We start from the raw sequence: 11,872 nt of genomic DNA on the forward strand, positions 1-11,872 counted from the left end.
AATTCTCAGGAACGCGGCGTTTCCTGGAGGGGCCGGAGGCTGGTCGAGGGCTGGAGCTGTGCATGAGTGAGTACGACCGAGGACCGCAGGGCGGCGGCGAGTACCCGTACGGCTACGGCCAGGGTGACCCGCGGGGCCACTACGGCCAGGGGTACCCGCAGCAGCCGTACGACCAGTACGGCCAGGCCCGCGAGCAGCAGCCGTACGACCAGTACGGCCAGGCCCGTGAGCAGCAGCCCTACGACCAGTACGGCCAGGCCCGCGACCAGTGGGGAGGCCCGTACCCGCCGCAGTACACCCAGCCCCAGGGCTTCTACGGCCAGGCTCCCGGCTACGGCTACCCGCCGCCCGTTCCGCAGCCCCCGCGCCGGCGGCCGCTGCGCGCGCTGACCGTCGCCGTCGTCGCGGTCGCCCTCGCGGTGGTCGCCGGGCTCGGCATCGGGCACCTGATCTCGGTGAACAACCCGACAGCCGCCGGCAACCAGAACTTCGGCTTCTCCGGGCAGCCCACCGCGTCGGCCACCGTGCTCGACGTCGACGCCGTGTCCGCGAAGGTCAACCCGGCCATCGTCAACGTCAACACCGAGCTCGGGCTGCAGGGCGCGGCCGCGGCGGGCACCGGCATCGTGCTCACGCCGGACGGCGAGGTGCTCACGAACAACCACGTCGTCGCGGGCGCGACCAGCATCAAGGTCACCAGCATCGGCACCGGCGACACCTACAAGGCCGAGGTCGTCGGCTACGACCGCAGCGAGGACATCGCGGTCCTGCAGCTCCAGAACGCGTCGGGGCTGCCGACCGCGTCCATCGGCGACTCGTCGACGGTCAAGGTCGGCGACCAGATCCTCGGCCTCGGCAACGCCGGCGGCAAGGGCGGCGACCCGGTGCCCGCACCCGGCACGGTGAGCGCGCTCGACCAGTCGATCACCGCCTCCGACGAGTCCAGCGGGGCGTCCGAGCAGCTCACCGGGCTGATCCAGGTCCGCGCGAACATCGAGTCCGGCGACTCCGGCGGCCCGCTCGTCAACGCGAACGCGCAGGTGATCGGCGTCGACACCGCCGCGTCCACCGGCTATCAGCTCAACGGCCGCCGCAGCGGCGCGGGCGGCCAGGGCTTCGCGATCCCGATCAACCAGGCCGTCGACATCGCGCACAAGATCGTCGCGGGCACGGCCACCGACAAGATCCACATCGGCAAGACGGCGTTCATCGGCGTCTCGGTCGCCGACGGCCAGGGCCAGGGCGCCCAGGTGCGCGACGTCGTCGCGAGCGGCCCGGCGCAGGACGCGGGCCTGGCGGCCGGCGACGTGATCACGGCCATCAACGGCACGCCGATCGGCTCGGCGACCACACTGACCACGGTGATGGACACCCACCACCCGGGTGACCAGCTGACGCTGACGGTGTCGAACGCCTCCGGCGCTCAGCGGCAGGTGCAGGTCAAAGCCATCGAAGGGCCCGTGGGCTAACGCAGCGTCTCGTTCAGCACTTCGCGGTGGGTCCGCTTCGCCTCGAGGTAGCGCTCGCGGCCGGCGTCGGTCAGGGTCACGAAGATCCCGCGCCGGTCGACGTCGCAGAGCGCGCGCTGGACCAGGCCTTCCTTCTCCAGGCGGGCCACCAGGCGTGAGGTCGCGCTCTGGCTGAGGTGGATCGCGCCGGTGAGATCGGCCGAGCGGCACTGGAAGTCGCAGGTCGCGAGCCGTTCGAGGGCTTCGAACTCGTTCGCGCCGATGCCGTGGCGCTCCTGCAGGCGGCACTCGAGCGTGCCGAACACGGCCGAATACCGCGCCAGAAGTTCGTGCCACTCCTGCACCAGGCCTTGCTCAGCGACGTCGCTCACGGCGACCAACTTAGCATGCGCGCACATCAGATGCAAAGACATTAAATGCTTAGACATTAGATGCGTATGCATGTACTGTCGCCGCCATGAGCTCTTCCGCTGCCTTGTCCACCACCTCGACCCGGTGGGACGCACGTCTCTGGGGTGTCCTGCTCACCGTGTCGATCGTCATCGGCCTCGACGCGCTCGACGTGTCGATGGTCGGGGTCGCCCTCCCGGCCATCCAGGCCGATCTCGGCCTGTCCACGAACGCGCTGCAATGGGTCGTCAGCGGGTACGTGCTGGGGTACGGCGGCCTGCTGCTGCTCGGCGGCCGCACCGCCGACCTGCTCGGCCGCCGCCGGGTGTTCCTGGTCGCCGTCGCCGTGTTCGCGCTGGCCTCGCTGCTCGGCGGCCTCGTCGACGACGGCGCGCTGCTGATCGCCAGCCGTTTCATCAAGGGACTCGCCGCCGCGTTCACGGCGCCGGCCGCCCTGTCCATCATCACCACGACGTTCCACGAAGGACCCGCCCGCAACAAGGCGATCAGCATCTTCGCCGTGTTCGGCGCCAGCGGGTACTCCGCCGGGCTGGTGTTCTCCGGCCTGCTGACCGAGGTCGGCTGGCGCTGGACGTTCCTGCTGCCCGCGCCGATCGCGCTGGTCGCGTTCGTCGCGGCCTGGAAGCTGATCCCGTCCTACCGGCGCGAAGAAGGCCGCGGGTACGACTTCCCGGGCGCCATCACCGGCGCCGCCGGCTCGCTGCTGCTGGTGTTCGGCGTTGTCGAGGCGCCCGAGATCGGCTGGGCCGCGCCGCGCACACTGATCACGTTCGCCGTCGCGCTCGCCCTGCTGGTGACGTTCGTCGTCATCGAGAAGCGCAGCGCCCACCCGTTGCTGCGGCTGGGGATCCTCAAGTCGGGACCGCTGGCGAGGGCGAACCTCGGCGGCGCGCTGTTCTTCGGCGCGTACATCGGGTTCCAGTTCGTCGTGATGCTCTACCTGCAGCGGGTCCTCGGCTGGTCCGCGCTGCAGACCGCGCTCGGGTTCCTGCCGGCGGCGCTGATCGTGGCGTTCGGCTCGCCGCGCATCGAGCCGCTGATCGACCGGGTCGGCACGCCGCGCACGATCTTCGCGGGCGTCGTCGCGCACGTGCTGGGCTACGCGCTGTTCCTGCGCGTGGACGAGCACTCGGGTTACGCGGGGTACGTCCTGCCCAGCATGATCCTGCTCGGCATCGGCTTCACGCTGGCGTTCTCGTCCCTCAACATCCAGGGAACAGCCGGGATTTCGGACGACGAGCAGGGGCTGGCCGGTGGCCTGCTGAACACGTCGCTGCAGGTCGGCGGCGCGATCGGGCTCGCGGTGGTGACGGCGGTGCTGACCGCCAACGGCGGCCGTGAGGCCTCGCCGGCCGCGCTGCTGACCGGGCTGACCCCGGCGTTGAGCGTGGTCACCGGCATCGCGGTGCTGGGCCTGCTGATCGCGATCAGCGGCCTGGTGGCCCGCAAGCGCCCGGAACCGGTCGTCGAAGAGTCCGTCCCCGAGGATGACCTGCTGGCCCTCGCCGACTGACACCGAAAGCGGAAGAACCACCATCGCCGGGGGATGGTGGTTCTTCCGCGTTCAGGCCGGGACCGGAACGGCCGGGCGCGTGCCGCTGAAACGCAGGGCCGCCAACGCCGTCAGCGCGATTCCGGCCGCGGCCAGCAGGACCGCCGTGCGCAGACCGTCCACTACGGACGTTTCCGCGTTGGCCACCGCGACGAACACCGCCAGGCCCACCGAACCACCGACCTGCTGCGCGGTCGAGGCGACGCCGGACGCGATGCCCTGTTCCCGCGCGGGGATGCCCGCCGCCGCGGCGCCGAACATCAGTGTGTACCCGGCGCCCTGGCCCAGTCCCAGCACGACCAGCGCCGGGACCAGCCCCAGGTAGGACGCGTCCGCCGTCATCGATAACCCGAGCGCTACCGCACCGGCGCCGCCGACGACCAGGCTCACCACCAGCGTCGGCCGGGTGCCGTAGCGGGTGGCCAGCCGGCCCGCGGCCTGCGAACCCGCGGCGATCGCGACCATCGGGACGCCGAACGCGAGCCCGGTCGCCAGCGCGCCGTAGCCGTGCACACCCTGGAAGTACTGCGTCAGGAAGTACGGCAGCGTGCCGAACGTGCCCATGTAGAGGAACGTCACGACCACGCCGGTGCCGAGGTTGCGCTCCCGCAGCAGCCGCAGGGGCAGCAGCGGGTCGAGGCCCCGGCGTTCGATCACGGCGAACGCGGCCAGGAGCGTCACACCCGCCGCCGCGGCCACCAGGACCACGGCCGACGTCCAGCCCAGCTCCGGTCCTTCCACCAGCGCGAACACCAGCAGGGTCGTGCCGAGCGTCGCGGTCAGCGCGCCACCGAGGTCGAACCGGCGGCCCGGCTCCCGGGCGGGATCCCTGGCCAGCAGCGGGAAAGCGAGCACGGCGGCCACCGCGGCCAGCGGGACGTTCACGAAGAACACCGCCGCCCAGCCGAACGCCTGCGTCAGCACCCCGCCCAGCAGGGAGCCGAGGATCATGCCGCTGCCGCCGGCGGTGCCCCAGACCGCGAACGCGCGGTTGCGCTCGCGGCCCGCCGCAAAACTGGTGCTGACCAGCGTCAGCGTCGCGGGGAACAACAGCGCCCCGCCGAGGCCCTGCCCGGCCCGGGCCCCGACGAGCAGGCCCGGGTCGGCGGCCAGCCCGCCGGCCAGCGACGAGCCGGCGTAGAGCGCGCAGCCCAGCGCGAACACCCGCCGCGGGCCGAACAGGTCGCAGGCCCGCCCGCCGAGCAGGAGGAACCCGCCGAACGCCACGGCGTACGCGCTCACCACCCACTGCAGGCTTTGCACGGAGAAGCCGAGTTCGCGGCCGATGTCCGGCAGGGCCACGTACACGATGTTGTAGTCGAGGGAGATGATCAGCTGCGCGAACGCCAGCAGCGCCAGCACCGCGCCCGGGCGGCGGGTCACCGGGCCACCCGCTCGTCCGTGCCCGGCACCTTCGCCGTGGTGATGGCGATGCGGTTCCACGTGTTGATCGTGAAGATCAGCGCGAGCAGCTGGGCGAGCTCTTCCTCGCCGAACTGGCCGGCGGCGCGGGCGTAGACGTCGTCCGGGACACCGCCGGTGGAGACCAGCGTGACGGCTTCGGTGAGGGCCAGCGCGGCCTGCTCCTTCTCGCTGAAGAAGCTCGTGGCCTCGTGCCACACGGCCACCATGTGCAGCCGCTCCTCGCTCTCGCCGGCCTTGCGGGCGTCCGAGGTGTGCATGTGGAGGCAGTAGGCGCAGCGGTTGAGCTGCGACGCGCGGATCTGGACCAGCTCGACGAGCGCGGGGTCGAGCCCGGCGCGGGCGGCGGCGTCGAAGCCGATCAGGGCCTTGAAGGCCTTCGGGGCGGTCTTGGCGAAGTTCACTCGGTTCGTCATGACCAGAAATCTAGGGCCCGGTTGACCCCCGTGTAGGGTGCATTTCTGTGGCGGATTCGTGGGTCAATTCCGGAGTCGACCTGCACCTCGAGCTGACCGGCTCCGGCGGCAGGCGGGCCGCGCTCATCACCGCGCTGCGGGACGCCGTCCGCACCGGACGGCTCGCCCCGGGCACCCGGCTCCCGCCGTACCGCGCCCTGGCCGTCGACCTCGGCGTGGCCCGCAACACCGTCGCCGACGCCTACGCCGAGCTGGTCGCCGAAGGCTGGCTCACCGCCGTCCAGGGTTCCGGCACGCGGGTCGCCGAGCGGGCCGAGCCGCTGCCCCGGTCGCGGACGCCGAAGAAGGCGCCGGGGCCGCCGAAGCCGCGGCACAACCTGCGGCAGGGCCAGCCGGACGCGACGACGTTCCCGCGGGCCGACTGGCTCGCCGCCGCGCGCCGGGCGCTGAACGTCGCCCCGCACGACGCCTTCGGCCCCGGTGACCCGCGCGGCCGTCTCGAACTGCGGGAGGCGCTGGCCGGGTACCTCGCGCGCGCCCGCGGGGTGCGGACGTCACCGGAGCGGATCGTCGTCTGTTCGGGCTTCGCGCACGCGTTGCGGCTGCTGTTCCCGGCGGTGCTGCCGGGACCGCTCGCCGTCGAGTCGTACGGCCTGGCGTTCCACCGCTCGATCTTCGCCGCGGCCGGCGTCGAGACGCTTCCCCTGGCCCTGGACGAAAAGGGCGCGCGCGTCGAGGACCTGGCCGTCGCGAACGTGCTGCTGACGCCCGCGCACCAGTTCCCGACCGGCGGCCCGTTGCACCACGACCGCCGCACGGCGGTGGTCGGGCACGTCCGCGCGTCCGGCGGGGTGCTCGTCGAGGACGACTACGACGGCGAGTTCCGGTACGACCGCAAGCCGGTCGGCGCGGTCCAGGGCCTCGACCCCGAGCACGTCGTCTACGCCGGTTCGGTCAGCAAGAGCCTGTCACCGGCGCTGCGGCTCGGGTGGCTGGTGCTGCCGGAGCACCTCGTCGACGCCGTGCTGGCGGTGAAAGGGGAGCGCGAGGCGTGGGCGGGGGTGCTCGACCAGCTCACGCTCGCCGAGTTCATCACGGCGGGCAGCTACGACAAGCACATCCGGCGCATGCGGCAGCGCTACCGGCGCCGCCGGGACGTCCTGGTCGAGGCGCTCGCCGAACGGGCGCCGCACGTCGTGCCCACCGGCGTCGCCGCCGGGCTGCACGCGGTGCTGCGCCTGCCGCCGGGCACGGAGAAGTCCGCGGTCAAGGCCGCGGCGTGGCAGGGACTCGCGCTGGACGGCCTGGCCGCCTTCCGGCACCCGGCCGCCACGATGTCCACATCGGACGGACTGGTGGTCGGGTACGCGACGCCGTCCGAACCCGCCTACGCCGCGGCCGTCGACGCCTTGTGCCGTGCCTTGCCGCCCGCCTGAGCCCAGACGCACCGAGGCGGCCTCGGGTGAACGCACCCGAGGCCGCCTCGAAGCGGGCTACCCGACGATGTCGACTTCGAAGGGGTCGCCGGAGCTGTAGTTGATGTCGGCCCACACCGCGCCCGGCAGGTCGTAGCGGCGGTGGGACGTCAGCTTGTTGTTGTACCCCGGCGTCTGCGTCGGGTTGTGGCCGACACCCTGGCGGTCGTTGCCCCAGGCGAAGATGTCGCCGACCCACATCGGCTTCGAGAAGCCGTCGCCGCCGAGCCGGGGCCGGATGATGACCGCCGCGCCGGGGCTGCCGGACAGGAAGACCCGCACGGTGTTCTGCTCGGCGTTGGGCGGGGTGACGGTGATGCGCTCCATGATCTCCACTCCAGTCGAGGCGGATCCGATGCCGTCCACTCCGGGCCAGTAGTCGACGACCGACGAGACGTCGTAGCCCGGGGCGACGTTCCCGCGGTACTGCTTGGCCACCGCGCCGTCGGGGATGGCCGGATCGCCGTTGTAGTGGGCGATCCAGTAGTGCGGCTCGGCCACGCCGGCGGACGAGAACGCCGACCGCACCGCGGGCCAGGTCGACAGGCTGCAGTAGATGGTCGGGTCCGCGCCGGACGCGCGGCGCATCCGGACCCAGCCCGGCGCCTCGCCCGGTGTGGCGTCACCGGGTTCGACGTCGAGGACGTGGCCGTCGTTCGTGCCGGCCTTCTTGACGATGGTGACCTTGACGGCGCGGGGGAAGCGCGCCCAGTCCGAGGCCGACCAGGGTTCCAGTTTGATCTTGTCGATGTATCCCGCCACCATCTGGGCGTCGCCGGGGATGTTCGCGGCCGTGACCGCGTCGTACATCGTGCGCACGGGTTCGGTCTCCGTTCGGTGCCATTCGCCGCTTGCGGGCACGGCGAAATCGTCCTGCGATCCGCCATCGTGCTGTTACCCACGTGGGACGGGCGTCAAGCGGGAAACGTTACGCAGTTCCTGTCAATCACCAAAACGGCCGCACCGCGCAATTCCTTCACCACCGGCACACACACCCACGGTCACCTTTCGCCCGCGGTACTGGCTTCCCGCTCACCCGGCTGGCAAGCTGCCAGCACTTCACCGACGGAAGGCACGTGCATGGCGGCACCCCCGGCGCGGTCCCGGCGCTTCGACGCGCGGGTCGTCGTCCTGAGCGTGCTGCTCGTGCTCGCCCTGCTGGCCTGGGCCGGCGTCGACTACCTGCGGGACCGGCTCGCCTCCGGCGGCTGTGACACCACAACGCCGGTGCGCATCACGGCCGCGCCCGACATCGCGCCGGTGCTGACCACGCTCGCGCGGTCCACACCGGAGCGGGACTGCTACCGCGTCGAGGTCACGGCGAGCGCGTCGCCGGCCACCGCGGCGGCGCTAGAAGCCAACGGCGCGAACGGTCCCGACGTCTGGGTGCCCGAGTCGAGCACCTGGCTGCTGCAGGCCCGGGACGGCGGCGCGTGGAACCTGCCGGAGACCGGCCAGTCCGTGGCGAGCTCGCCGGTGGTGCTGGCGCTGACCGACGACGTCGCGAAGCAGGCCGGCTGGCCGGGAAAGGCACCGTCCTGGTCGGACGTCCTCGCGGGAGGCGCGGTCGGGCTGCCCGACCCGGGGCGCGACCCGGCCGGGATCGCCGCGCTGATCGGCCTGCAGCAGCTGACGAAGGACGCGCCCGACCCGGCCGCCGCGTTCACCGAGGAGATCCGCAAGCTTTCGGCCGTGAAGGCGCCCTACACCGCGTCGCCGGCGTCGGAACAGTCCGTGCTGGCCCGCAAGCTCGTCGCCGCGTACCCGGCGGCCGGCGTGCCGAGCTTCGACTACCCGTACGTCGTGCTGCCGCGCGCGTCGGAAGCCTCCCGGTCGGCGGCCGAACGGTTCCTGCGGCTGCTGCTCGACCAGACCGCCACGAAGACGTTCGGCGACGCCGGGTTCCGCACGCCGGCCGGGCAGCTGCTCGGCGACCGGCCGGCCGACACGCGCACGAACGCCGCGCCGCGCCCGGCCGGGCCACCCGCGCCCGAGGCGATGTACGGCGTGCTCCAGGCCTGGGCCGGGGCGAACCTCAGCGCGCGGGTCCAGGTCCTGCTCGACGTCTCCGGCTCGATGGCCGCCACCGTGCCCGGCACCGGCCGCAGCCGGATGGCGCTCACGCTGGAAGCCGCGACGCAGGGGCTCGGGCTGTTCAAGCCGACGACCGAGCTCGGCCTGTGGCTGTTCTCCACCCGGCTCGACGGCGACAAGGACTACAAGGAACTGCTGCCGATGCGCTCGATCGCCGACCAGCTCGCCAAGGGCGGCCTGGCGACGCTGCAGGCGGTCAAGCCCAAGTCCGGCGGCGCGACCGGGCTATACGACTCGATCCTCGCCGCGTACCAGAACGCCCGGCAGAGCTGGCAGCTCGGCCGGATCAACGTGGTCGTCGTGCTCACCGACGGCCGCAACGAGGACAGCGACTCGATCGGGCTGCCCGGCCTGCTCGCCGAGCTCGGCCGGCTGCAGGACCCGCGGAAACCGTTGCCGGTCATCGGGATCGGCATCGGCCCCGACATCGACGCGGGCGAGCTGAAGCAGGTTTCGGCCGCGACCGGCGGCGAGTCCTTCACCACGCCCGACCCGCGCAAGATCTCCGACGTCTTCTACCAGGCGCTGAGCAAGCTCATGTGCCAGCCGCCCGCCTGCAAGAATTGAGGATCCCGTGTTGCTGGAGACCGAAAAGCCCGCGGCACGGGCCCGTCGAAGACCGTCCGCGCTGGTGCTCGTGGCGTTCGTCGCGGGTGTGGTCCCGTTTGCCCTGCACGCGTGGGCCGCGCTGCACGGGAGTTTCGCCCAGGACGACTTCGTCGTCACCTACCGGGCCGCCGCGGCCGGGCCGTTCGACCTCGGGTTCCTCTTCCAGGACTACCACGGGCACCTGCAGCCGGGCGGGTTCTTCCTCGCCGCGGTCCTGACGGCCTGGGCGCCGCTGAACTTCGCCGTGCTGATGGTGCCGCTGCTGCTGATGCGGGCGCTCGCCGCGGTGTTCTTATGGTGCCTGCTGGTGCGGTGCTTCGGCGCCCGGTGGGCGATCCTGGTGCCGTTCACCGTGTTCAGCGCCTCGACGCTGCTGCTGGTCCCGACGCTGTGGTGGTCGTTCGGCGTCCAGCTGGTGCCCGTGGTGCTCGCCGCCGCCGGGGCGCTGCACGCCCACGTCCGCTACCTCGCCGACGGCGGCCGGTGGTGGATCGGCGCTTTCGCCTGGACGCTCTTCGGGCTCGCGTTCTACGAGAAGGCCGCGGTGATCCCGCTGCTGCTGGCCGGGGTGACCGTCCTGCTCGGACAGTCCTTCCGGGAGCGTGCCCGCTACTGGCTCGGCCACGCCGTCCTGCTGGTGGCGTTCGTCGCCGTCTTCTTCGCCTTGACGTCGAGCCAGGTCGGCGCGGGCGCGTCGCCGCTGTCGGCCGGGACGGTGGCCGACCTGACCGGCCGGATGGTCGGGGACACGCTGCTGCCGGGCCTCGCGGGCGGGCCGTGGTCCGGCCCCGGCCCGGGCGCGACCTGGGCGCCGTCGCCGTTCGTGGTGGTGGTGCTGCTGATCGCGGCCGCGCTGGCCCTGGTGGTCGCGGGGGTGCGGGCCGGCGGGCGGCGTGCGGGGGGCGCGTGGCTGCTGTTCGGCGCGCTGTTCGCGGTGGACGTCGGGCTCCTCGCGTTGACCCGGTTGAAGGAGGTCGGGCCGGCCGCCGGGGACGATCCCCGGTACGTCGCCGATCTGGTGCTGGCGGCCGCCCTTTGTGGAGGGTTCGCTTTCCTGCCCCGCGGCGAAGTTGCGCCGTCCGGCGGAAAGCGTGAACGGCCGATCGCGGTAGTGGTGTGCGTGCTTTTGCTCGCCAGCTCCGCCGTGGGGTTCCTGCGGCTTTCCCCGCCGCTGCGGTTCGAGCATTCGGGACAGTACGTCGCCAACGTGCGCGCGGCCGTCGCCGAAGACCCGGATCTGGTCTTCTACGACACTTTTGTGCCCTCCGACGTGGTCCACGAGTGGTTCGGCGCGGACTCGCGCGCGTCCCGGGTGGTCGGCCTGCTGCCCGGCACGCACTTCGACCAGCCGACGAGCCGGATGCACCAGCTCGACGCGACCGGCACCCCGCACCGGATCACCGGTGTGGAACCGGTTTCCCGCGGGGTGGCGGGCCCGGTGCCGAACTGCGGGACGGCGGTGGGCGAGGCGACGGCGCGCGTCGCGCTGGACACCCCGGTGCTCGGCCGGTACCTGCTGAAGCTCGATTACTACACTTCGGACGGTGGGGAAGGCCTGGTGGACCGGACCCCGGTCTGGTTCCAGGCCGGCCTGCACTCGCTCTACCTGCCGGTGGACGGCCTGTTCGACCACCTCGACCTGCGGCTGTCGAGCGCGGGCGCGCCGGTGTGCGTCGCGAAGGTGGAGGTCGGGAAACCCGTCGTGAGTGATAATTAGGGTTAGAACCCGAATTACCACTCACGACATCAGTACGGGTCGTACGGGCTGTCGTGGCCGAACAACCGGGCCACCGGCCGCAACCGCAGGCGCAGCAGCACCTTGATGCCGACGTTGCGCACGAACCACGGCAGCTGTGCGAGCACCCGCAGCCGGTCCGCAGCGGACGGCGGCGAAAGCCGGAAGCGCGCCAGCGACGTCGCCCGGTCCACATAGGTGTATCGCCGTCCGAAGAGGACTTTCACCACCGTGCCGAGGGTGACGCCGATGGAGGAGAAACAGTCGTGGACCAGGATTTCCGCGCCCGGCGGCAGGTGCGCCGACCAGCGCAGGTCGTCGGTGTAGGTCCAGTAGTCGTGCTTGCCGTCTATGTAAAGCAGCTGTAAGGGCCGGTCCCAGTCAGGACGCAGTGCCGTGCTGTAACCGGCGACGAGCTCGACGACGTCGTCCAGCCCGGCCCGGTGGATGTTGCGCTCGAACAGTTGCCGCGTCGGCGATCCGCCGAAGAGCCGGCCGTCGACGAACGGGTCGACGGCGATCACCGTGGCGCCCACCGTGCGGGCGGCGGCGCCCAGCACGATCGTGGATCTGCCCTGGTGGCTGCCGATTTCCAGGACCACGTCACCCTTCTCCAGCCGGCACGCGGCGTGCCAGAGCGCTTCGCCCTGCGCGCGCGTCATCCAGCCCTTGACCGGCTCGGCCAGAGC

At 72.0% G+C, this 11,872-nt stretch carries 10 protein-coding genes; 5 read left to right on the forward strand and 5 right to left on the reverse strand.

The window, feature by feature from the left end; genetic code table 11:
- The first annotated feature begins 62 nt into the window (after positions 1 to 62).
- Positions 63 to 1,469, forward strand: a complete 1,407-nt coding sequence (locus ACZ63J_RS28650) for a S1C family serine protease (RefSeq protein ID WP_465401873.1) — start codon at positions 63 to 65, stop codon at positions 1,467 to 1,469.
- Here ACZ63J_RS28650 and ACZ63J_RS28655 read toward each other — a convergent pair.
- Positions 1,466 to 1,840 carry a MarR family winged helix-turn-helix transcriptional regulator gene (locus ACZ63J_RS28655; protein ID WP_465303410.1) on the reverse strand — a complete coding sequence of 125 codons (375 nt, stop codon included), beginning with the start codon at positions 1,838 to 1,840 and terminating at the stop codon, positions 1,466 to 1,468. The genes ACZ63J_RS28650 and ACZ63J_RS28655 overlap by 4 nt on opposite strands.
- 86 nt (positions 1,841 to 1,926) lie before the next feature.
- Between ACZ63J_RS28655 and ACZ63J_RS28660 the strand changes: the two genes are divergently transcribed.
- Positions 1,927 to 3,393, forward strand: coding sequence for an MFS transporter (locus ACZ63J_RS28660; RefSeq protein ID WP_465401872.1), 1,467 nt, complete (start codon positions 1,927 to 1,929; stop codon positions 3,391 to 3,393).
- 51 nt (positions 3,394 to 3,444) lie between these two features.
- Here ACZ63J_RS28660 and ACZ63J_RS28665 read toward each other — a convergent pair whose 3' ends face one another.
- Both ACZ63J_RS28665 and ACZ63J_RS28670 read right to left on the reverse strand, forming a co-directional pair.
- A complete protein-coding gene (locus ACZ63J_RS28665; protein ID WP_465401870.1) occupies positions 3,445 to 4,815 on the reverse strand; it encodes an MFS transporter in 1,371 nt (456 codons plus the stop codon).
- Positions 4,812 to 5,270, reverse strand: a complete 459-nt coding sequence (locus tag ACZ63J_RS28670) for a carboxymuconolactone decarboxylase family protein (protein WP_465401868.1) — start codon at positions 5,268 to 5,270, stop codon at positions 4,812 to 4,814. The genes ACZ63J_RS28665 and ACZ63J_RS28670 overlap by 4 nt, the downstream gene beginning before the upstream one ends.
- Positions 5,271 to 5,317: 47 nt before the next feature.
- Between ACZ63J_RS28670 and pdxR the strand changes: the two genes are divergently transcribed.
- Positions 5,318 to 6,706: a MocR-like pyridoxine biosynthesis transcription factor PdxR gene (gene pdxR, locus ACZ63J_RS28675; RefSeq protein WP_465401866.1), complete on the forward strand. Its 1,389-nt coding sequence runs from the start codon at positions 5,318 to 5,320 to the stop codon at positions 6,704 to 6,706.
- Positions 6,707 to 6,763: 57 nt separating this feature from the next.
- Here pdxR and ACZ63J_RS28680 read toward each other — a convergent pair whose 3' ends face one another.
- Positions 6,764 to 7,564, reverse strand: a complete 801-nt coding sequence (locus ACZ63J_RS28680; RefSeq protein WP_465401864.1) for a hypothetical protein — start codon at positions 7,562 to 7,564, stop codon at positions 6,764 to 6,766.
- 261 nt (positions 7,565 to 7,825) lie between these two features.
- On the opposite strand from ACZ63J_RS28680, the gene ACZ63J_RS28685 reads away from it, so the two are divergent.
- Together ACZ63J_RS28685 and ACZ63J_RS28690 are read left to right on the forward strand one after the other, a co-directional pair.
- Entirely contained in the window at positions 7,826 to 9,406 is a 1,581-nt protein-coding gene (locus ACZ63J_RS28685) for a substrate-binding and VWA domain-containing protein (RefSeq protein WP_465401862.1), read from the forward strand.
- Between the two features lie 10 nt (positions 9,407 to 9,416).
- Positions 9,417 to 11,165 carry a hypothetical protein gene (locus ACZ63J_RS28690; RefSeq protein WP_465401861.1) on the forward strand — a complete coding sequence of 583 codons (1,749 nt, stop codon included), beginning with the start codon at positions 9,417 to 9,419 and terminating at the stop codon, positions 11,163 to 11,165.
- A 29-nt stretch (positions 11,166 to 11,194) separates the two neighbouring features.
- Here the strand turns inward: ACZ63J_RS28690 and ACZ63J_RS28695 are convergent, their stop codons facing one another.
- Positions 11,195 to 11,845: a class I SAM-dependent methyltransferase gene (locus ACZ63J_RS28695; protein WP_465401859.1), complete on the reverse strand. Its 651-nt coding sequence runs from the start codon at positions 11,843 to 11,845 to the stop codon at positions 11,195 to 11,197.
- Between the last annotated feature and the right edge of the window lie 27 nt (positions 11,846 to 11,872).

This window comes from Amycolatopsis sp. NPDC104863 (assembly GCF_055582965.1).

Excerpts from the sequence above, each read along its gene's own strand:
- ACZ63J_RS28650 (WP_465401873.1), top strand. The coding sequence starts at position 63 with ATGAGTGAGTACGACCGAGGACCGCAGGGCGGCGGCGAGTACCCGTAC.
- ACZ63J_RS28660 (WP_465401872.1), top strand. The coding sequence starts at position 1,927 with ATGAGCTCTTCCGCTGCCTTGTCCACCACCTCGACCCGGTGGGACGCA.
- ACZ63J_RS28670 (WP_465401868.1), bottom strand. The coding sequence starts at position 5,270 with ATGACGAACCGAGTGAACTTCGCCAAGACCGCCCCGAAGGCCTTCAAG.
- ACZ63J_RS28685 (WP_465401862.1), top strand. The coding sequence starts at position 7,826 with ATGGCGGCACCCCCGGCGCGGTCCCGGCGCTTCGACGCGCGGGTCGTC.
- ACZ63J_RS28695 (WP_465401859.1), bottom strand. The coding sequence starts at position 11,845 with ATGACGCGCGCGCAGGGCGAAGCGCTCTGGCACGCCGCGTGCCGGCTG.